The sequence below is a fragment of the Siminovitchia fortis genome (assembly GCF_003605365.2).
In the GTDB taxonomy this organism is placed as follows: domain Bacteria; phylum Bacillota; class Bacilli; order Bacillales; family Bacillaceae_C; genus Siminovitchia; species Siminovitchia fortis.
Genome location: NZ_QYTU02000023.1, coordinates 41,210 through 62,494 on the forward strand (window position 1 = coordinate 41,210; position 21,285 = coordinate 62,494).

Annotated in this window: 22 protein-coding genes and 1 pseudogene; 14 read left to right on the forward strand and 9 right to left on the reverse strand. The window is 41.8% G+C overall.

The genetic code is table 11. The features are described from left to right. The first annotated feature begins 6 nt into the window (after positions 1-6). Genes walK through D4N35_RS11180 form a run of 4 tightly spaced genes read left to right on the forward strand, consistent with a single transcriptional unit; the run spans position 7 to position 4,752 of the window. Positions 7-1,833 carry a cell wall metabolism sensor histidine kinase WalK gene (gene walK / locus D4N35_RS11165; RefSeq protein ID WP_120073559.1) on the forward strand — a complete coding sequence of 609 codons (1,827 nt, stop codon included), beginning with the start codon at positions 7-9 and terminating at the stop codon, positions 1,831-1,833. Continuing rightward, on the forward strand, positions 1,830-3,155 hold the full coding sequence (locus tag D4N35_RS11170) for a YycH family regulatory protein (protein WP_164876347.1): 1,326 nt from the start codon (positions 1,830-1,832) through the stop codon (positions 3,153-3,155). The genes walK and D4N35_RS11170 overlap by 4 nt, the downstream gene beginning before the upstream one ends. Continuing rightward, positions 3,142-3,957 carry a two-component system regulatory protein YycI gene (locus tag D4N35_RS11175; protein ID WP_164876348.1) on the forward strand — a complete coding sequence of 272 codons (816 nt, stop codon included), beginning with the start codon at positions 3,142-3,144 and terminating at the stop codon, positions 3,955-3,957. Before D4N35_RS11170 ends, D4N35_RS11175 begins: the two co-directional genes overlap by 14 nt. Next, the gene (locus D4N35_RS11180) at positions 3,958-4,752 is read left to right on the forward strand and encodes an MBL fold metallo-hydrolase (protein WP_120073566.1); all 795 of its coding nucleotides are present in this window, start codon (positions 3,958-3,960) and stop codon (positions 4,750-4,752) included. It begins immediately after the preceding gene. A gap of 290 nt (positions 4,753-5,042) precedes the next feature. On the opposite strand, the gene D4N35_RS18115 is transcribed toward D4N35_RS11180, so the two are convergent. Next, positions 5,043-5,195 (reverse strand): hypothetical protein, encoded by a 153-nt coding sequence (locus tag D4N35_RS18115; RefSeq protein WP_164876254.1) that lies wholly within the window; start codon positions 5,193-5,195, stop codon positions 5,043-5,045. Between the two features lie 186 nt (positions 5,196-5,381). Between D4N35_RS18115 and D4N35_RS11185 the strand changes: the two genes are divergently transcribed. From D4N35_RS11185 to rlmH, 3 genes are all read left to right on the forward strand, one after another. Next, positions 5,382-6,593, forward strand: coding sequence for a S1C family serine protease (locus D4N35_RS11185; protein ID WP_120073568.1), 1,212 nt, complete (start codon positions 5,382-5,384; stop codon positions 6,591-6,593). A 214-nt stretch (positions 6,594-6,807) separates the two neighbouring features. Beyond that, entirely contained in the window at positions 6,808-6,966 is a 159-nt protein-coding gene (locus tag D4N35_RS11190; protein ID WP_120073570.1) for a CxxH/CxxC protein, read from the forward strand. Positions 6,967-7,081: 115 nt separating this feature from the next. Continuing rightward, the gene (gene rlmH / locus D4N35_RS11195; protein WP_120073572.1) at positions 7,082-7,561 is read left to right on the forward strand and encodes a 23S rRNA (pseudouridine(1915)-N(3))-methyltransferase RlmH; all 480 of its coding nucleotides are present in this window, start codon (positions 7,082-7,084) and stop codon (positions 7,559-7,561) included. Positions 7,562-8,229: 668 nt separating this feature from the next. Here rlmH and D4N35_RS11200 read toward each other — a convergent pair. Both D4N35_RS11200 and D4N35_RS11205 read right to left on the reverse strand, forming a co-directional pair. Then, the gene (locus D4N35_RS11200) at positions 8,230-8,637 is read right to left on the reverse strand and encodes a DUF2569 family protein (RefSeq protein ID WP_120073574.1); all 408 of its coding nucleotides are present in this window, start codon (positions 8,635-8,637) and stop codon (positions 8,230-8,232) included. 409 nt (positions 8,638-9,046) lie between these two features. Beyond that, positions 9,047-10,237, reverse strand: coding sequence for a coenzyme F420-0:L-glutamate ligase (locus D4N35_RS11205; RefSeq protein ID WP_120073576.1), 1,191 nt, complete (start codon positions 10,235-10,237; stop codon positions 9,047-9,049). A 172-nt stretch (positions 10,238-10,409) separates the two neighbouring features. Here D4N35_RS11205 and D4N35_RS11210 point away from each other — a divergent pair, with 172 nt between their 5' ends. From D4N35_RS11210 to D4N35_RS11220, 3 genes and pseudogenes are all read left to right on the forward strand, one after another. Further along, positions 10,410-11,306: a LysR family transcriptional regulator gene (locus D4N35_RS11210; RefSeq protein WP_120073578.1), complete on the forward strand. Its 897-nt coding sequence runs from the start codon at positions 10,410-10,412 to the stop codon at positions 11,304-11,306. Positions 11,307-11,418: 112 nt separating this feature from the next. Beyond that, a pseudogene (locus D4N35_RS11215) lies at positions 11,419-12,748 on the forward strand (IS1380 family transposase). 361 nt (positions 12,749-13,109) lie between these two features. Continuing rightward, entirely contained in the window at positions 13,110-14,462 is a 1,353-nt protein-coding gene (locus D4N35_RS11220; protein ID WP_120073580.1) for an alanine/glycine:cation symporter family protein, read from the forward strand. 372 nt (positions 14,463-14,834) lie between these two features. On the opposite strand, the gene D4N35_RS11225 is transcribed toward D4N35_RS11220, so the two are convergent. The 3 genes from D4N35_RS11225 to D4N35_RS11235 form a co-directional block, all read right to left on the reverse strand. Further along, positions 14,835-15,506, reverse strand: coding sequence for a DUF3169 family protein (locus tag D4N35_RS11225; protein WP_120073582.1), 672 nt, complete (start codon positions 15,504-15,506; stop codon positions 14,835-14,837). Continuing rightward, positions 15,507-15,710 carry a helix-turn-helix transcriptional regulator gene (locus D4N35_RS11230; protein ID WP_018708163.1) on the reverse strand — a complete coding sequence of 68 codons (204 nt, stop codon included), beginning with the start codon at positions 15,708-15,710 and terminating at the stop codon, positions 15,507-15,509. Between the two features lie 579 nt (positions 15,711-16,289). Further along, positions 16,290-17,117, reverse strand: coding sequence for a transporter substrate-binding domain-containing protein (locus D4N35_RS11235; RefSeq protein WP_120073586.1), 828 nt, complete (start codon positions 17,115-17,117; stop codon positions 16,290-16,292). Between the two features lie 251 nt (positions 17,118-17,368). Between D4N35_RS11235 and D4N35_RS18120 the strand changes: the two genes are divergently transcribed. Together D4N35_RS18120 and D4N35_RS18125 are read left to right on the forward strand one after the other, a co-directional pair. Next, complete coding sequence (locus D4N35_RS18120) at positions 17,369-17,518, forward strand: hypothetical protein (RefSeq protein ID WP_164876349.1); 150 nt, start codon at positions 17,369-17,371, stop codon at positions 17,516-17,518. 168 nt (positions 17,519-17,686) lie between these two features. Further along, positions 17,687-17,842 (forward strand): hypothetical protein, encoded by a 156-nt coding sequence (locus D4N35_RS18125; protein WP_164876350.1) that lies wholly within the window; start codon positions 17,687-17,689, stop codon positions 17,840-17,842. A 216-nt stretch (positions 17,843-18,058) separates the two neighbouring features. On the opposite strand, the gene D4N35_RS11240 is transcribed toward D4N35_RS18125, so the two are convergent. From D4N35_RS11240 to D4N35_RS11250, 3 genes are all read right to left on the reverse strand, one after another. Then, the gene (locus D4N35_RS11240; RefSeq protein ID WP_235870369.1) at positions 18,059-18,178 is read right to left on the reverse strand and encodes a hypothetical protein; all 120 of its coding nucleotides are present in this window, start codon (positions 18,176-18,178) and stop codon (positions 18,059-18,061) included. Positions 18,179-18,348: 170 nt separating this feature from the next. Further along, positions 18,349-18,711: a TIGR00366 family protein gene (locus D4N35_RS11245; protein ID WP_120073591.1), complete on the reverse strand. Its 363-nt coding sequence runs from the start codon at positions 18,709-18,711 to the stop codon at positions 18,349-18,351. Between the two features lie 22 nt (positions 18,712-18,733). Next, positions 18,734-19,165 (reverse strand): MarR family winged helix-turn-helix transcriptional regulator, encoded by a 432-nt coding sequence (locus D4N35_RS11250; RefSeq protein WP_313957116.1) that lies wholly within the window; start codon positions 19,163-19,165, stop codon positions 18,734-18,736. A 154-nt stretch (positions 19,166-19,319) separates the two neighbouring features. On the opposite strand from D4N35_RS11250, the gene D4N35_RS11255 reads away from it, so the two are divergent. Continuing rightward, complete coding sequence (locus D4N35_RS11255) at positions 19,320-19,775, forward strand: CBS domain-containing protein (protein ID WP_120073593.1); 456 nt, start codon at positions 19,320-19,322, stop codon at positions 19,773-19,775. Positions 19,776-19,828: 53 nt separating this feature from the next. Continuing rightward, complete coding sequence (locus D4N35_RS11260; protein WP_120073595.1) at positions 19,829-21,058, forward strand: MFS transporter; 1,230 nt, start codon at positions 19,829-19,831, stop codon at positions 21,056-21,058. Positions 21,059-21,285 lie beyond the last annotated feature (227 nt).

Here is a 21,285-nt window from a genome sequence, read left to right on the forward strand (position 1 = left end):
TCCCATATGGAAAAAGTAGGTTTTTTTCGATCGATACATGTAAAGTTTGTAACAATCTATTTATTGCTTATTCTGATCGCCATGCAAATCATCGGCGTTTACTTTATAAATAAACTTGAAGACCAACTGATCCGGAACTTCCAGCAATCTATCGAAGGAAGGCTGTCTTTGCTGGAATACAGCCTTGTCGAGGAAATGATGAAGGACCGGACGGACGAAAGCGTTCCGCCGCTTGAAGAGGAAGTCGGCAAACTTCTTGCGGACTTTTCAGCCCAGGATATTTCAGAAGTCCGTGTCATTAATAACAGAAGCTTGATCATCGGAACCTCCGAACGGAACAATCAGAGCATTGTCGGCCAGAAAACAACCGATGTCATGGTAAAAAGGATTTTGGCCGGCGGAAAAAAAGAAGATAAAATTTTTATAGATACACAGTCCAAGAACCGTGTCTGGATTTTGGCGACGCCTATTAAAATCGGCGGGGAAGTGGCTGGGGCCATCTACCTTGTCGCCAAAATAGAAACAGTTTTTGACCAGCTGGAAGAGATCAACCAGATTTTCATATCTGCCACGTTGGTCGCTATGGCGATCACCGCAGTACTCGGCATCCTTGTGGCCAGGACGATTACAAGGCCGATCTCTGATATGAAGCGGCAGGCAGTGGCCATGGCAAAAGGAAACTTTTCACGGAAAGTCCGTGTCTATGGAGATGATGAAATCGGCCAGCTCGCCCTTTCATTCAACTACTTGACCCGGAAACTGCAGGAAGCGCAGGCCATGACTGAAGGGGAACGCCGGAAACTTTCATCGGTCCTTTCCAATATGACAGACGGCGTCATCGCGACGGACCGGAAAGGGCGGGTCATTTTAATCAACGAGCAGGCTTCCCAGATGCTGAATGTTTCACGTGAAACAATGATTTCACAGCCGGTGACAGAGCTGCTTCTCTTGGATGACCAATACAGCTTTGAAGACCTTCTCGATCAGCAGGAACCGATTATCCTTGACTACGGCACGGATGATTCTCCGTTTATTTTACGTGCCAATTTTTCCGTCATCCAAAGGGACACAGGTTTCGTAAACGGGCTGATTGTCGTTTTGCATGATGTTACGGAAGAGGAAAAAATTGAAGCGGAGCGCAGGGAGTTTGTGGCGAATGTTTCGCACGAATTGAGAACACCGCTGACTACGATGCGCAGCTATCTTGAGGCGCTTGCTGATGGAGCAATCCATGATAAAGAGCTGGCACCGCGTTTCTTAGATGTAACACAAAATGAAACGGAGCGGATGATCCGCCTTGTGAATGATCTTTTGAAATTGTCAAAAATGGACAGCAAAGACTATGAAATCAACAGGACGTGGGTTGATTTTGTATCATTTTTCAATCATATCATTGACCGATTTGAAATGACGAAAGAGCGGCACATCACCTTCAAACGGGAGCTGCCTGACAAGGCTGTATTCATCAAGGTTGATGAGGATAAGCTGACGCAAGTAATAGACAATATCATTTCAAATGCGCTCAAATATTCTCCGGAAGGCGGCCGGGTGACATTCAGGCTGAAAATGCTCGATGACCAGATTGAAATCAGCATCAGTGACCAAGGCCTCGGTATCCCGAAAGAAAACCTGGAAAAAGTATTTGAACGTTTCTACAGGGTGGACAAGGCCCGGACGAGGCGCCTCGGAGGAACAGGGCTCGGACTTGCGATTGCAAAAGAAATGATCGGTGCTCATGGCGGAGATATTTGGGCGAGGAGCGTGGAAGGCAAAGGGACGACAATACTCTTTACGCTCCCTTACGATCCGGAACAAGAGGATGATTGGTCGTGAGATATGAAACAATTAAATCAGTGCTGCTTGTTTTTCTTGTCATCACCAGCGGCGTTTTAACATGGAATCTATGGACTTTTCATCCAAAATATGAATTTAACGATGAAAAACATGTCCATGAAGTCTCCATATCTGATCCGAAAGATATTGCGGATGTCATCAGGCCGGTCAAACTCCTGCTTCATACGGACAGCGGCCACTTTGGCATTGTGGATGAAAAGAAAGTCGGAGAGACGCTGCAGGAACTGAGCAGCTGGAATTTTTACGATCTCGGCAATGAAAGAGTTTATTCGCAGGATCAAATCATGGCTCTATCCCAAAGGGAAAAGTCGCTGGAACTCATTTTTCCTGATCTCGTCCCTTTCGATCTGTATAAAGGTATTCTCAAATTTGAGTCAGAACGCCTGCCGGCTGGATCATTTGACCGCTTGGTCATTTATTGGGAGGACGAGTCCAAAGAAGACGGGACTGCCTATTTCATCGCAAGCAAAGAAGGAAAAGTCTATGAAAGCCACGTCAATCATGACTATATACAAGCCCTTTTTACACGCTTGAAAAAACAGGAAAGCCAGTTTCCTGAATTCGAACGGTATGAGCTGCCGGATGGCAGAGTAAAGTATCTTCCGGCGAAAGAGACGGTCATGTACAGATATAATTATTACGCCGATTATATTGATCCGAATAAGTTTACAAGGGCATTGTTCAAGGATCCCTCCTTGGTAAGAAAAACGAGCGAGGATTCCGCTACTGAAAAATTCAGAGATAGTACAAGCGAGATGAATGTGGATAAATCGACCAGCACAATCTTTTATGTCAATCCGAGCCAGGCAATCGACCCGGCGGCCGGCCAGGCTGATACGGATCTCCTTAAGAGAAGCATCGATTTTATTAACGAGCATGCCGGCTGGACGGATAACTATAAATACTTCAGCGTTGATCCAGCCACCCAGAAGGCGACTTTCCAGCTGTTTCTGAAAGGATACCCGGTTTTTAATGTTGAAGGAATGTCTGAAATCAAACTGTATTGGGGCAAGGAAGAGATTTACCAATACCGCAGGCCATACTTCAGCCTTGATATTCCGCTGCCTGATCCCGAAAAGGTCAATATGTCCTCAGGGGAAGAAGTGATGGATACATTGCTGGCGGATCCGAGTATCGACATCAATAAGCTCCAGGAGCTGATTCTCGGCTACAGAATATACAAGAACCCGGAAAATTCGAAAGTGATTATTCTGGACCCTTCCTGGTATTATTTATACGATGGCACCTGGGAAAGATTTGAAGCGAAGGATGTTAGGGGGAATTTACGTGGATTGGGGTAGGCTGAAGTCCATTTTCATTATCGCATTCTTGATCCTCGACATTTTCCTCCTGACTCAATTGATGAATAAGCAAAAAGATAACAAGCTCGAAGAAAAGGCCGATGTCTCTTTGGAGGAAAACCTGAACAACGCCGGCATTGATTACAGCGGCATTCCGAAAGATCCGATAAAGGACCAATATATGAGTGCCAATACGAAAGTTTTCAGTGATAAAGAGGTCGAGAAACTGAAAAAAGACCAGTCAGTGACCGTCGTGGACGGGTCCATCATATATTCTGAACTGGCGCATCCCGTCAAATTGCCGGACAAGCTCAATATTCAAGAGTTGGAGCAGTATGTAAAAAATAATGTTCTATATGGAGACCAATACGGTTTCGGCAACTATGACGAGGAAGCGGGAACCATTACCTTTTACCAAAAACATCAAGACAAATTCCTATTTAAAAATAGAAGCGCACACCTCATCTTTTATGTGAAGAAAGATAAAGAAATCTATTCATATGAACAGACGATGCTTGAAAAGATCGAGCCGATCAGTGAAATGGAAGAAATATTGCCGGCTATCCGGGCGGTGGAAGTCATTTTCCGGAATAGGCTTCTGAAGCCGGACAGCAAGATCGACAAAGCTGAACTGGGGTATTATACGGTTGTCAATATGGAGGCCTCCCAGGTACTGACACCAACCTGGCACTTGGTGGTTGAACATGAAGGCGAGAAAGAATCGGTGCTTGTTAATGCATTTGAAGGACAGGTTATCCAGGAAAACACGGGAAACCAGAAAACGTTATTTGAGGTGAACTGAATGTCGATGCAATTTAGCGTACTGGCAAGCGGAAGCTCGGGAAACGCTTTTTATATAGAGACAAAGGACCATTCCTTTCTGGTGGATGCCGGGTTGAGCTGCAAAAAAATCGGGGAGCTGATGAAACAGATTGACCGCGATCCTGCCAATCTGGACGGGATTTTCATCACCCATGAACACAGCGATCATATCAAGGGCCTCGGTGTCATGGCAAGAAAATTCAAACTGCCTATTTATGCCAATGAACGGACGTGGAAAGCAATGGACGGCCTTGTCGGGGAAATTGCAGTGGATCAAAAATTCACGTTTGGCATGGAGACGGTGAAATCCTTCGGCTGTCTCGATATTGAATCGTTCGGCGTGTCGCATGATGCGGCCGAACCGATGTTTTACATTTTCAGATCCGGAGAAAAGAAGCTTGTCCTGATCACGGACACGGGATATGTCAGCGACCGGATGAAAGGTCTGATTGCAGGCGCCGATGTTTATATTTTTGAAAGCAATCATGACACGGAGATGCTGAGGATGGGAAGATATCCCTGGAATGTCAAAAGGAGAATTTTGAGCGATGTCGGCCATGTTTCCAATGAAGATGCAGCGCTTGCTATGAGCGAGGTCGTCGGTGACCGGACAAAGCGGATTTATCTTGCCCACTTAAGCAGGGATAATAATATGAAAGATCTGGCAAGAATGAGCGTGACGCAGACGCTCGCCGCAAGAGGAATAGAAATTGGCGCCCAGTTCGATCTTTTTGATACAGATCCATACATACCGACGGAGTTGTCCGCTGTATAAAATGGTTTAATTTTTCGCCAATAAGGAATAAAGAAATGAAGATAAACGGTTAAACGTCCGCTTGTTTTCATTTCTTTTTTTACAGAGAGAAAGTATAAGATGTTTTAGCTTTAAAATTTTGAACAAAGCTATTTGTTGTCTAGCTCCAGCGCCTATCGACTAGCAGACTTCGCACCTGGTGTGCTCCTGCGGCGTAGCTTATTCGAGGATGTTTGGCGAACATCATAGCAAAGCTGCACGACGCCAACTCGAGGAAGCATCACACGAGGCCATCTCAAGTAGTAGCTTTCCTACGATAAGTCAACATCGGCTCGTTCCTCGCCGTGTTGTCCGGCTGCGAGCGCCATCGGCTCGAGGTCATAAGCCAATCGCTGCTGAAGGCAAACTACGCCTTCTTCAGCGCTCGTCTTATGCTTGTCGCCGATAAGCAGGCACTCTCGCACTTCCTTATCCTTTATCTCGTCGGAGGCACTCCAGTCTGTACGTCGATGGGCAAGGCGCTTGCGCTTTTCTTAACATTTTCTTGAACAGGAAGGCTTTTTTATGTGCTTTTCGGGCAGACGGATTATAATTATTCATATAGAAGGGAAACTTATCTTCATGGATGCTAATGAAAGGAATGGTGAGCAGTGGGATTATACGATGATCACAGTCCGAACCGTTTCAAAAACCGAGGCGGAAGGGGAGGCTTTTTTACGGGATTGATCGGCGGGCTGATCGGGGCATTGATTATTGCCATACTGGCTCCATCAGTTTTTGGGGGAAACAACAACGAAAATCCGAACAGTCCGGCAATCGAGCAAAATGAAGGAAAGACAACGAAAGAACAGGTTTCACTGGATGTGACGACAGATGTCACGAAAGCTGTAGAGAAGGCCGGAAAAGGCGTTGTGGGCATAACGAATATCCAAACAGCCAATTTCTGGGCGACAGGCGAGGAAAGCCAGCAGGCGGTAGGAGTCGGTTCCGGCGTTATTTATAAAAAGCAAGGGGATAAGGCTTATATCGTAACAAACCACCATGTGGTGGAAGATGCCACGCAGTTGGAAGTGACGCTGTCCGATGGAAAAAAAGTTCCGGGTAATCTGCAGGGAAGTGATGTATGGACAGACCTGGCTGTCGTGGAGATCAGCTCCAAAGATATTGGAGAAGGTTTTGTGAATGAGTTTGGAGACTCTGATGCATTACATATCGGAGAGCCTGTCCTGGCAATCGGAAATCCTCTTGGCCTGGAATTTGCTGGCTCTGTGACTCAGGGGATCGTTTCCGGTGTGAATCGAACTGTTCCTGTCGATATCAATAAAGACGGCATTCCCGATTGGAATGCGGAAGTCATTCAAACCGATGCGGCCATCAACCCTGGAAACAGCGGCGGGGCGTTGGTCAATATTGCCGGCCAGGTTGTCGGCATCAACTCAATGAAAATTGCCCAAAGCGCCGTTGAAGGCATCGGTTTTTCCATACCAATCAATTATGTCATACCGATCATCGAAGACTTGGAAAAATTCGGCGAAGTGAAACGTCCGGCGATGGGTGTCACGCTGCGGGATGTCGCTGAAATCTCGGCCTACCACCAAGAACAGACCTTAAAGCTTCCAAAAGACGTAACATATGGGATCATGATTGAGAAGGTGATGCCAAATTCACCGGCAGCGAAAGCCGGATTGAAAGAGCTTGATGTCATCGTTGCGCTGGACGGGGAAAAAGTTGAAGATGTCGTAAGTCTTCGCAAATACTTGTACAGCAAGAAGAAGGTCGGCGACAACATGAAAGTCACATACTACAGGGGCGGCAAAAAACAAGATGCAGACGTCAAACTGACGGACGATACAAGATTATAGTAGGGAGCGGGAAGGCTTGGGAGGCTTTCCCGCTTTTCTATTTAATGTGGTAAAATAGATGTGGATAAGTTGTGTGCCTGCTGGCATTCTTTCAAAATATTGGCGGGAATCGTGCAATGAAAGGCTGAACTCATGCAATTGATGGTAAGGCCCGTGCAATGAAAGCCGAGAACCGTGAAATAAAAATCAGGAACTTGTGAAAAGGGGGCAAAGTATGATCTATTGCTGCAAAGAGCACGTCGAATTGGCGTTGGATATCGTGGTGGACGAACACGAAACAGCACCTGTTTTGGAGAAACTGGAAACAGAGAGCGAGTTACCCACATCCTGTAAATTTTGCAAAAACGCGGCAGAATATATTGTGGGGAACTAATATTCCCACACAAAATGTGGATGAATAATGTGGATATGTGGATAAGTGCTGTGGATAAAATGTTTGTTATGTGTTTGCAACCTGTGTGTAATCTATAAGGAAGGAATCGGACATCATGAACATCACCATCATATCAGTCGGAAAGATAAAAGAAAAACATATGAAACAGGGCATTGATGAGTACCTCAAACGCCTCTCCGCCTACACAAAAATCAACATTCTTGAACTCCCCGACGAAAAAGCCCCAGAAAACCTAAGCCAAACCCAAATGAAGCAAATCAAGCAAAAAGAGGGAGGCCGCATCCTCGATAAGATCCATCCCGATGCTCACGTCATCGCTTTGGCCATTGAAGGAAAGCAGGCAAGCAGCGAACAATTTTCGGAACACCTGGGCCGCCTGTCAGCATCCGGGAAAAACAGCGTTGTCTTTGTTATCGGCGGGTCACTAGGATTGAGCGAAGAAGTAATGAGACGGGCGGATGAAGCTTTGTCTTTTTCGAAGATGACATTTCCGCACCAGTTGATGAGATTGATCCTGGTGGAGCAGGTGTATCGGGCGTTTAGGATATTGAGGGGGGAACCGTACCATAAGTAAATGAGGTTCAAAAAAGAACTTATAAGTGGAGCACAATATTGCTTCACTTTTTTCTTGTTCTAAAGACTGACCATAAGAGCAAGAATGAACGCCTGCCCATGCTGCTTTTGTGTTTCCAACCCGACAACAATTTTACCGATTCCATTGTCCAGGTAGTGCCTGACAATGTGGCGGGTCGTTTTGTTCAGGAAATCGCGCAAAATGATATCAAAGGAACACTTGTTTGCCTAACAAACACCCATTCATCCCATGATTGAAGTCACGGGTGTTCTGGGCGCGTTAATAAAAAAACATCTGTTTTAAAAGATCATAAAGGCGGGCTATTGAGTGGCAACAAGTTGTATACTAAACCAAGTAAAGCTCAATTTCTCTCGATGAGAAATTGAGCTTTCAATATTTGGATAAATTAGGAATAATAGATTTCGTCCCTGATAAAGATGGTCTTTCCGTCAATTCCCTATTGAAAGAGAAGGACATGGAGATGATGTCAACAAATATTCAGCTTTTAAGCACCTGCTCCAGTAAATACTGGTTTACTGTCCGGTATGTTCGACTTATTAGGATACACAAAGAACATCGTCACCATTTAATTCACGGCAACAGCAACTGCCGCCTAAAAGTGTTAGCAGGATTAGGCTAGAATGAGTCTTCAAGAAACTGTCATGACATCAATTGACGAACGTTGCCTTGACGCGCCGGGATCTGATAAAATACCCTATCCAAACGGCACTGAATAGTATAGTAATCCAGTCGATTGCCGCTCCTGCAAACATGAGAGGCAGACTCAATAAAACGTCGATGGTATAAAAGGCTATCATAAGCTTTGGCAAAATCATTTTCCGTTTAACCCATGTATATAGAGTGAATAGATAAAAGAAAACCAGAATGAAGTCCGTTATATATATAAATAAGTCGTAACCCCCTAAATGAGCCGGATTGAACGTTAAGATAACATACATAACTGTAACAAGATTGAATAGAATTGTAAGTGCCGGGATAATAAGCCATCCTGCTACGATGGCATAACGAAAATCAGTTTCAAATTGAGGCTGATTTCTTGCCGTTTCTTCAATCACAGATGCTCCCTCCTCCTTCTTTACACAATAGTTTCAATTTTAATGTTTCAAGGATATTTTTTCAATGATTTAATGGGGATATCTACCAAACTTTTAAAACCAGGAATGGAACTCTGAATTTTCGGCACCTGGCAATAGTCCACTAATTGCAATCCGAGGTGTTAACTGACGGATGCAGAAGGACTTAAAATATGGAAATTAACCAGGAAAAATAGAGTTGGCTATAATAGTCAGTATATTAAAGAGGCAAAAAAATTCATTAATGAATATGGGTTTTTAAGCTTTAGTTGGTACAGGGCATACCATTTATATAAGCACGTTCTCTTTCGAGCACCCGGCAGCCATAAAAATAGGACAAAGGAGTTACTCTCCCTTGTCCTATAAGTTTTAGTTTGGCTTTCTAGTACGCTTATTTTGTGTAGTTGTCGAAGTAGCCTTGAATAAAGACAATCGGTGTCCCTTTATCACCGCTGCCTGAAGTTAGATCGGACAGCGAACCGATTAGGTCTGTTAGTCTCCGAGGAGTAGTTCCTTGGGCTTCCATCGCTCCGACTAAGTCATCCTGTTTCTCATCAATGTATTTAGAGATGGCTTTCTTTAGTTCTTCACCTTTTAAGTCAGCAAATTGATTGTCAGCCAAGTACTTTAATTTAATTTCATTCGGTGTTCCTTCTAATCCAGCTGTATAAGCAGGGGAAACAACCGGATCTGCCAGCTCCCAGATCTTTCCTACAGGGTCTTTGAATGCACCATCACCATAAACCATGACCTCAACCGTTTTACCTATTTTTTCCTTCAGGATTTCTTGAATGTTGTCAACGACAGGCTGACAATTGCGCGGGAACAACTTTACACTGTCTTCTGTTGCCTTATTGGAGCCTAATAAGCCATAGGCCTCATTGAAACCACTTCCGTCAATTGATTCAGAAAGAATATTATCGAGACTATAAATTTTTTCGCCGCCATTAGCCTTTAAAATTCTCTTCGTTCTAAATCTTGAATGAATATCACAACAAAGTACACTCTTTGTGTACTCTAAAATCGTCTTTGGATGATTTGAAAAGATTACTTCGCATTCTACTCCATATTCTTCAACTAGAGACTTGTAATAATCAATATAATCTACGCCTGTGAAGGTATGTTTATTGTAGCCAAAGTGCTCACGAAATTGCTTTTCTGTTAAAACATCTGTCCAAGGGTTTATCCCTTTTTCATCAAGTGTATCTAAATCCACTAAATGATTGCCTACTTCATCGGAAGGATAGCTTAGCATTAACACAATTTTCTTTGCACCTTTTGCGATCCCGCGAAGACAAACAGCAAAGCGGTTACGGCTAAGAATAGGGAAAATCACACCGATTGTATCATCGCCGAATTTGGCTTGAACATCTTTGGCAATATGGTCAATGGTGGCATAGTTTCCTTGCGCACGTGCCACAACCGACTCCGTAACAGTTACAATATCTTTATTCTGAATTGTAAAGCCTTCAACTTCTGCTGCTTTTAATACGCTATCAACAACGATATCTTCAATGCGATCTCCCTTATTGATGATGGGACAAAGAAGTCCCCTGGCAACAGTTCCTACAACTCTTTCCACAATAATTCGCTCCTTCTTCGCAATCTAACTATATTCGATAAAAAGGGTCAATTTTTTTTAAAAGTATCATACTAATACATTAACAATCCAAACAGTCTCCTCTTGTAATATACGGTTTTTAATGATATAAGTAAAGTCAATATATCTTATATTGGGTATAAGGAGTTATTATATGGTGAGCAAATTGGATTTATATTATCTTTTTTATACTGTTGGTAAAAATAAAAGCTTTTCCAAAGCGGCAAAAGAGCTATATATGTCGCAGCCGGCAATAAGTCAATCGATTGCACAATTGGAGAAGGAATTAGATACACGGCTTTTTAACCGGCTATCTAAAGGCGTAACGCTAACCGATGAAGGGAATTTATTGTTTGAATATGTCAGTTCAGCACTTCAATTTATACAAGCTGGTGAAGAAAAGCTTTTAGAATTTAAAAATTTAATCATTGGCGAGTTTAAAATAGGGGTTAGCGATACCATTTCTCGATATTTTTTACTTCCCTATTTAGAAACTTTTCATAATCGATATCCAAATCTCAAATTCAAAATAGTCAATGGGACAACGTGGGAAATCATCGCTGCCTTAAAAGCAGGAGAAGTGAACATCGCCATCTGTAATCTCCCCATTGATGACAAATCATTAGAAGTAAACCCTTTATTAGAAATTCAGGATACCTTTGTATATGGCGAAAAATACCGAAAAGCATTATCTAAGCCGATCAAACTGGAAGAATTGGTTAAGTTCCCGCTCATTTTATTGGACAATTCCAATTCCCGGAAATATGTTGAAGAATTTTTCCTTACAAAAGGGATTAAAATCCAGCCGGAATTTGAGTTAGGTTCACATGAACTGCTGTTAGAATTTGCAAAGATTAATCTTGGTGTTGCTTGCGTTACAAAAGAATTCTCTGAACAGCTTTTGAGAAAAGGACTGCTTCATGAAGTGACCTTAATGGAACCTATACCTAAAAGAAGTATTGGCATTTGTTATATAAAAAATGTTCCTTTAAATAGAGCTGCGGAAAGGTTTGTTGACATTATTGAAGAAAATATAAGAAATTTCTTTTAGCAATAACCTTAATCCGTGACTAATTTTATCTATAAACCATCCGAAAGCTAGTAAAATCAAGTATAATACCCAGAAAAGGTGAATTTAGTAACTTCACCCAGCAGGTGATAATATGAAAAAGTTTATTATTGAAACTACTAGCGAACGGATTACAGCCCATAGCGGGTTAGCGATTATCGGCGACCTTTTGTATCATACCAATTTGCCGCAACGATTAAACCAGGCTAAACCTGGAAAAACAGAGCGGAATTCGAAAATTTCCAACGGAGATGCTGCCTCTTCCTACATTGGTATACTCTGCCAAGCCAAGAGTGACTTTGACCATATTGAAGCTTTCCGGGAAGACGAATTTTTTCGTTATGCCTTGAATGTCGAAAAAGTCCCTTCCAGCCCTACCCTTCGTCAACAATTGGACCAGGGTGCTTTGACGGAGGACTGGAAAACGATCCTGATGGAAGAGTCAGCTGACCTCATTCGCCGTTTGGATGCAGCCATTTCTCCCATCGACGTGGGAGGTAAGCCATACCTTCCCCTGGATATGGATGTCTCTCCTTTTGATAACTCTAACACCTTCAACGAAGGCGTTTCGAGAACATATAAAGGATGTGGCGGCTATGCACCCATGTTTGCCTATATAGGGCAAGAAGGTTACGGGGTCAATGTAGAGCTGCGTGAAGGGAGTGACCATTCGCAAAAGGGAACCCCCGACTTTCTTCAGAAGACGATTAAACTTGCGAAAAGCATGACGGACCAGGCGCTTCTTCTGCGCATGGATTCTGCATGTGACAGTGCCGACAATATGAAAGTCTGTACAATGAACAAGGTGGATTTTGTTATCAAGCGAAACCCTCGAAAAGAAACAGCAGAAGACTGGCTGGCCATCGCCCAAAAAGAAGGCATGTGTCATGAAGAACGCCCCGGGAAAAGGTATATACAGGCATCCGTCTCTCCACTATCAAGGGGACGGGCGTTCCTGTCCGCATCGCCTTTAAAGTCATAGAGAGGACGATCGATAAAGACGGACAAATTTTGCTTGTTCCTGATATCGAATTCGAAACCTACTATACGTCACTGCCTGTTCCGGCTTCCACTGTGGCAGCCTTGTATCGGGATCATGGTACGAGTGAACAATTTCATAGTGAAATAAAAACTGAACTGGACCTGGAACGCTTGCCTTCGGGCAAATTTGCGACGAATGATCTCGCTCTTCATTTGGGGCTGTTCGCATACAATCTGTTGCGGCTCATTGGGCAGGAAAGCCTGAAAGCCGATGCTGCCCCATTAAGAAAAAATGTGAAAAGACGCCGTATAAGAACAGTTATTCAGAATATGATTACCTTGGCATCAAAATGGTCTATCACGGCAGACAGTGGAAATTGAAACTCTATGAGCATAATCGCTGGATGCCGGTATTCGAAAGGCTTTATTACGCCTTTTATTAAAACTGCATATTAAAACACATAGCCTTAAAAAAATTTTTACACCCGTGGATAAGTATTTTTTCCTGTTTNACTGCATATTAAAACACATAGCCTTAAAAAAATTTTTACACCCGTGGATAAGTATTTTTTCCTGTTTTAAGGACTAAAACACATAAATTTACTCCTAAAAGCTGAGGAAAGATAGGTTTTCTTGACATTTCACACATAGTGATGTAATATTCAAACAATGGCGATGGGGGGTGAAAAGATTCGATGAGGATAATACAAGATCGGAAATGTAAGCGTTATCATATCGGGTTAAAATGAACATTTCATTTTCTATTATCCTCGCATTTATAAATAGAAACCGGAGGGATATATCATGGAAGCATTTGAAGCATTTCTTGATAAGGCCGGGGGTATTGTTTGGGGGCCACCGCTATTAATTCTTCTCGTTGGGACAGGTATTTTTCTTACTTTCAGACTTGGCGCATTGCAAGTAGGGTTATTGCCTTATGCGTTAAAATTAGTTTTCTCAAGAAATCAAGATAAGAAATCAGAAGGAGACATTACCCATTTCCAGGCACTTATGACAGCAATGGCTGCAACCGTTGGGGTGGGCAACATCGTTGGAGTTGCTACCGCCGTAGTGCTGGGTGGACCTGGTGCAGTCTTCTGGATGTGGCTGGCCGGATTTTTTGGAATGGCTACAAAGTATGGAGAGGCAATTTTGGCGGTAAAATACCGTGTCAAAGATTCCAAAGGTGAAATGGCTGGAGGGCCAATGTACTATCTTGAGCACGGTCTCAAACAAAAGTGGCTCGGCGTCCTCTTTGCTATTTTCGGTGCATTTGCAGCATTTGGGATCGGAAACGGAACCCAATCAAAAGCTGTTGCCGATGCCATGTCCAATACGTTTTCCATCCCCCACTGGGTATCAGGAATTGTTCTCGTTCTTTTTGCTGGATTGGTTATTCTTGGTGGAATTAAATGGATTGGACGAGTTACATCGTTCTTCGTTCCAATCATGGCTTTATTTTATTTAATTGGCGGGTTAATCATTATGCTATCCAATTTAACCCTTATTCCGGAAGCATTTGCTACTATTTTTAAATTTGCATTTACTGGTGAAGCAGCTGCTGGTGGTGCAATCGGTGCAGCTATTCGCTTTGGGATCGCTCGCGGATTGTTCTCAAACGAAGCGGGTCTCGGATCAGCGCCTATTGCCGCCGCTGCAGCAAGAACAGATATTCCTGGAAGGCAAGCATTAGTTTCCATGACTCAAGTATTGTTTGACACAATTGTTATTTGTTCCATCACAGGTGTAACAATTGTGATGTCCGGCCAGTGGAAAGACACTTCTATCGAAGCAGGAGCATTAACTTCTGCCGCATGGGGAACGTTTCTTGGGGATATAGGACCAGTGCTCGTTTCTATTGGCATTATCTTCTTCGCGTCTTCGACTATTTTAGGTTGGGGTTATTACGGCGAGAAATGTTTCCAATACCTTATTGATAATCCAACTGCCGTTAAAATATATCGGGTCATCTTTGTTCTGTTTATCTTTGTTGGTGCAACCGCGAAACTCGACGTTGTTTGGGCGTTAGCAGATGTATTAAATGGTTTAATGGCTATCCCCAACTTAATCGGACTTCTTGGATTATCCGGAATCATTGTCCTTGAGACAAAGCGCTTGCGCAGTAAGATTAAAGAGGAGAGAAAGGAAGTAGCTTAAAAGAGAAAGGCCTGATGAAAGCAATGCTTGTGTTTCATCGGGCTTTTTATTTGTTTAGCGTATTATGTCAAGTACTTTTTTTACCATTTTGGGTATAGGAAATACACCTACCACTATTGGTTACCAAAAAATGGATTAGTAAGTATATAAGTTGAATTAAAAATTGTGCATAGTTAGAAAACCACCGTTGATTTCCGTTCCAGGCGGACGCTTTCCGCGGGCGTGGCTTGAACCTCCTCGGCCGCTTCGCGCCCTGCGGGGTCTCAAGGATCACGTTCATCCCGCAGGAGTCGCCGCCTTCCACTTCAATCAACTAAGAACTGCTTAAACATTAAAAGTTAACTCAATCTATATAGCAACCGCATATATTATTTACTTATTTCGAATCACTAACAGATATTTTCCATTAACAATCAGCAATACGGCCGCCATAAGGATAATGGAGAAAGTCTGCGAATTTTCCTCTATAACGGAGTATACAGTAGATAATGTAATAGCAGCGATAAGGCCAATATTTAATAGGCTTTGTGATTTATATAATCCATCTAGAATGACATGCTTTTCACCATCGTCTGCAGCGTCAAGTACTTTTTGGGCATAATCAGGGTCAGAAGTACTCGGGATATTACGCTCCGGATATACTTGTTGCATTAAATGCCCCATGTAATGGATTAAGAAATAGGTAATGATGAGTAAGCATAATGATGCAATGGCCATGATTAACCTTTGAGTTGTAAGAATGCTTAAACTAAGTGCAAGAATAGAAAAAACTAGGCTGGAATTTGCATATAAAGAATAATCGGCAAACATCTTATACTTTCTTTCTTCGACTTCATCTTCTTCATTACCGCTAAAGGTTTGTTTGTTTAATGATTTAATCTTTTGAAACCGTATAACACTCATAGTTATCAGGATGACAGAGATTGCAATTAAGCTAATTACTGTTATTTCTCCAGCAAATTTGACCTCAGAAAAGTTCATCAAAGCATACACGACAAAAAAACCAACAAATCCACTAATAAAAAGCTTAAATCCAGATTTCATTTATAACTCCTCCTCCTCAAATTGAAATACATTTTCAACAGGCTCATTAAAAATACGTGCAATTCGAACGGCGATAAGTAGTGAAGGCATATACTCTTCGCGTTCAATCAAGCTAATCGTTTGTCTGGACACCTTTGCGAGCTTTGCAAGCTGAGTTTGGTTATATCCTTCACGCGCCCGAAGCTCCTTTAAGCGGCTTTTCAAATTACATCACCTTCAGTCCTTTTCATTTTATTGTATACGATGATGTTCATTTTGACAATGATATTTGTCAAAAGTAAAACGATCATTGTCAAAAGACTGAGAGATGTTGCGTTGAAGAGCTAAAAGGAATTTCAATGGGATAAGGAATTCTACATAATAATGGTTAAGAGCGAAGCGCTTGAGTTGTTTTAATAATTCCTTATTAAAGAAGCAGGGGTTTTTCTTCAATAAAAAATCAAATCACAGGAGAATCTATTCAATGGAAATGTTTAAAACTTTAAAGCACTCCCGCCAAGTCAGCAGGGGTGCCCATTGTCCATTTTTTATAAGCATGAAAACTGAGAAAATAATCTCGTCCAGGTTCATTCGTGTCCTTTTTATTTCGGTCCATGCTGATTGTCCTGCGTCCACATTAGTTTTTTCACCAATCCATGAAAAGGAGCCGGAAAAAATAGCCTGCCCAACACCTAAAAAGTTCGGATGTTAAGCAGACTAATAGATATTTCCATGTATTTTCTATTTCAGTTCACAAGCATTTTACCACTGACCATTGAAAAACGTCAGGTTGCACCTTGTGTCCTATTCAATCCATTTCTTATGCAGCTTGTCAAATTCGCCATTCAATTTCATTTCATCGATCCACAGATTGACAAAGTTGTGGAAATCATCTTCCCCTTGCCGCATTAAATAACCCATTTGACTATGAGTCAGTGTATTTTTCTCAAAAGCAGAAAATAGCCGTTTGTCTTCTTTTGCATAGATGATCGCTTCAATATTGTCCGTGATCATGACGTCAAATTCGCCTTCCGCCACCTTTTTCGGGATATCCAGATTATTTTCAACTACCGTTACTTCCGCCTTCTTTAAATGAGTCTGGACAAATTCTTCGTTGGTCCCTCCCGGATTTACCCCCACTTTCACATGGGGCTGATTTAAGTCGTCAATGGAGGTATACTTCTTCTGATCCTCTGCCCTGATAATGGCTCCCTTTCCGAAATCAAGGTAGGGATTTGAAAGGTTGGCTGTTTTTTGGCGCTCCAGTGTTCGAGTGATTCCGCCCATCCCAATATCAAACTTATCGGCAATCAAATCGTCCATCAGCGCCGGCCAAGTCGTTTCAACAAATTCAACTTTAACCCCTAGGTCCTCAGCCAGCTTTTTTGCAGCATCAATATCATACCCCTCATATTCTTTCGTTTCGGGATTAAGATAGGTAAATGGTTTGTAATCTCCGGTTGTCCCGACTCTTAAAACCCCTTCGTCCAATATTTTATTCAGTTGGGTCGCCTGCTTTTCTGTTTCCGTATTATTTGCTTTTCCAGCTGTTTCTGTTTCGGTATTCGGACTGCATGCTCCGAGCAAAAGGACAAGCATTAACAGTCCAAGAAAAAAGCTGATCTTCTTCATTTAATTTCCTCCATTCAGCAAACTTTCTTTTTATGAAAGGATAATTTTTTAAAAATATAACATATTTGGTCTATTCGGTAAATGAAGGAAAGGAAGGGGAAATTGGGTAATCCATAAACAGCACTTTTTAGTCGAACTATGCCACAAGCTGGTGTCTACTACTTGTTTGTATTTATTTCTCATTGGTGTTAACTGCTCAAAGAATATTTTTCTTCATTTTACACACCATATCTTTAGCGGAGGTGAAAAAAGTGGGAAAAGATAATAAGAAGGGTAATAACTTCCAAAACAACGATACCCCTCAAGATGCAATAATGAATAAGGTCAATCAAACTTTTGATGAAATGGTACATGATGTAAAGAATTTAATTGATGAAAATGACAGGGAAAGTAACAAATAATCTTAACGCCAGAAATGGCGTTTTTCTCGATTTTTTAGATTACCTTTAGAACTTTACAGTTTATATCACATTTGAACTCCGTATCTTTTTTTTCTTAAAACAAAACCCTTGAATACAATTTTTATCTTTTGAAAATCATCAAATACTAGAACATGGAGCTTGAAAAATATGGATAATAAAAATTTAAAAAGAAATGAACCTACAGTAGCACCTAGCATGAATACTCATGATCCTCTAGAAAAGAAAGCAACTAAAAAGGAAATTAAACAAGGCGATTTTACTGAAGTAACTCGACTTTTTATTGATAGGACACCAGAGGATTAATTAAACTTTCTCAGTTTTGTGTCTCGAGTCCGCCTATACTGATTCTTATGCAGTTGGTAGCGCCCACCACTCATGGGGGCCCGCTTTGAACGTATATCAACCCTAATTATATGACGAAAATTCAGTATGAGTAAAATTCCACTGTCCGTAAGGATAAAGAGGAAGCTTAATCGAAAAAAAAGGTGATCCGAAAGACGATTCATCCGGATCACGGTTTTATCCTTTCACCTTGCAGTTTGATGAAATTTGGTAAGAAGCAGCCCCTTCAAGGATTTCGGATGTGTTGAGCAACATGACAAAGGAAGCGGGTTCTATTTCTTGCAGCACTTTTTTCAAATAACCGGCTTCCTGCTGCTCAACGACGCAACGGACTATTGTTTTTTCCTTAGATGTCCGACAAGTTCGGTCTTACGATCCGGAACACCGGGTTTACGATCCATTAGCCCGGATTTACAATTCAAAAAAACATAATACGATCCGAATCAGGTTAACTATTTAAAAAGCAATTAACCAAAAACTGGAGCTACATACGGCATTGTTTTGGCTAAAAGCCAAACCAGCAAAAGGACAACGGGAGCATGGAAGATTAATTGTAAAATAGAGTATCCCGCGAGATCCCGCGCTTTTACACCAAGGACTCCCAATAAGGGCAGCATAAAAAATGGGTTAATCATGTTTGGAAGCGCTTCTGAAGCGTTATATATTTGGACAATCCAGGCCATGTTCACTTTTAATTCTTTCGCAGCTTCAAGCATATAAGGCTTGGCACGCTGTTTTTCCCTCATCTTGCCAGCACATTCAATAAACAATATCTTATTTGAAATAACATCCAAACAGAAATACCAATCATAACCTCTCTGCGTACCCATACCAAAACCTTCGCAAGTCGCTCTAACTTTTTCTTTTATTCACGGTTTGATTATATTTCTTTAACAATTGCCCGAATGTTATACATTCTTCGTCAGACCATCCTTCAAGCACATTTGTAAGCCTGTCAATCTGTCTTTGTTTATTTTCATTTAATTCTTTTGTTCCAAGGTCCGTGATTCGGTAGAAATAAGCCCTGCCATCCCTGGGGTTGGGCATTTTGTCCACATAACCCTTTTCAACAAGTGCTGCAGCTTGTCTGCTGACCGTGGACATATCTAAATGTAATTGATCCGCCAATGTTTTTACGCCAGCTGGTCCATGGGTAGATAATTGACGCAGTATCACAAAGGCGGAGCGATCTAGTCTTCCGTTTCTTCTCTCGGACGTGATGATTCTTCGGATGAAATCCATGACTTCATTTTCAATCACTTCTATTGCTTGTCTGCGCAACATAAACACCTCACACAAAATGATAACCGACCCGGAATATTTGTCAATTCACCAAGGAAAGCTTGACGATTATTAAAATTAATTGTATCATACAATTATATAGTTGTAATATACAATCATTTATTTGCGGAAATTTTTAACCATGAGGAGGGTAAGTATGAAAGCTCATGAAATAATGATCAGCAATGTTTATAAAGTGAAAGAAACAGATAATATACGTTCCGTTATTAAGAAGTTTATTGAGTACCATATAAGCGGTGTTCCAGTAGTTAACAACAAGAATGAAATCGTCGCCTATATAAGTGACGGGGATATTATGCGATACATCGGAAAGCATAAGGATATTTTTATCGATTCTATTTATACAGTTTTCATCATTAAAGGCGACACAGAGGATTTTGATGAACGGATTAAAAAAATACTGGATTTAAACGTTTTAGAAATTGCAAAAAGAAAAGTGGCAAAAGTTGATGCAGATACAGAAATAGAAGACGTTGCAGCGATTTTAGGGAAAAAACGAATAAAGAAATTGCCGGTTGAAAAAGACGGTGTACTTGTTGGAATTATTAGCCGCGGGGATGTTATCCGCCATACTTTTAAGTCAATTCTTTGATAAAGGAATTAATATAGCAGCAATATAATTTAATAAAAGTAAGGAGAAATTGTATGTCATCTTTGTCAAACACAGGAATGTCCATAGAGAAGGAACCAGGGCTTCTTTCACAACCTAAGGCCGTTTGGGCGGTCTTTTTTGCTTCCATTATTGCGTTTATGGGTCTTGGTCTTGTCGATCCTATTTTACCCGCCATTTCAAGTCAATTGGATGCATCAAAAAGTGAAACGACGCTCCTTTTCACAAGCTATAATGCCGTTATGGCAGTTGCCATGCTTGTGACAGGTGCACTGACATCACGTATTGGAATGAAGAAAACATTACTTGCAGGGATTGTTATCATCGCAGTATTCTCTGCATTGGGCGGAGCGTCAAATGGCATCTGGGAACTGGTTGGCTTACGGGGCGGCTGGGGACTGGGTAATGCATTATTTGTTGCGACCGCGTTAACGGCAATCGTCACACTGTCCAAAGGTGGAAATGCAAAAGCAATCATTTTATATGAGGCAGCCATTGGACTTGGTATTTCAGTAGGGCCGCTAATCGGCGGCTGGTTGGGGGCCATGTCTTGGAGAGGCCCGTTTTATGGCGTTGCTGCATTGATGATCATTGCGTTTATTGCACTAATTTTTTTAACGCCAAAGAACCCTGACCCCGATCATATAACAATAGAGAAAAAGAAGACATCTTTACTAGATCCATTTCGGGCGCTGAAACACCGTTCGCTATTGGTATTCGGTATTGCAGCAGCTTTATATAACTTTGGATTTTTCACTTTGCTGGCATTCGCACCATTTGTTTTAGGGTTGAATGAGCACGGACTCGGATTTGTATTTCTTGGCTGGGGATTGTTGCTGGCGGTCACTTCTGTGATCATGGCACCAAAACTGCAACACCGTTTTGGAACCATTAAATCCATGTTTGCCATGTTGATTTTATTTGCCTTGTTGCTGCTTGCAATGGGTATTTGGACATCCACACAATGGCTAGTCATTACGGCAGTTATTGTCGCAGGTGCACTGCTCGGAAACAACAACACGTTAATCACGACAGCGGTTATGAACGCGAGTCCTGTTGACCGTTCAACTGCATCGGCAGCATACAGTTTCCTCCGTTTTATTGGAGGAGCCATTGCACCGTTCCTGGCAGGGAAGCTTTCGGAAGTTTTTAACTCAAGTGTTCCGTTCATCGTAGGGGGAGTATTTGTGCTTCTATCCGTATTGTTTATGTGGTTGAACACGAAGCATATAAGCCATGTGGATGAAGTGGAAGTAGCACATTAAAAAAGTGAATAGGAATGGCGAAAGCAGATCTGTCTGCTTAGTAATCCTGCCTTGGGATGCCTATCTCAAATCCAACAGCCGTACAGCTGGTCCTGTACGGCTGTTGGATTTGTTATGATAAAAACGATAACACTTTGTTCATACCCAAAATATGCTATTTTTGATGCACGAGGATTCATTAAGGATGGGCCTTTTTGTTCAAAGCTAAAGAAAGCATAAAATTTTAC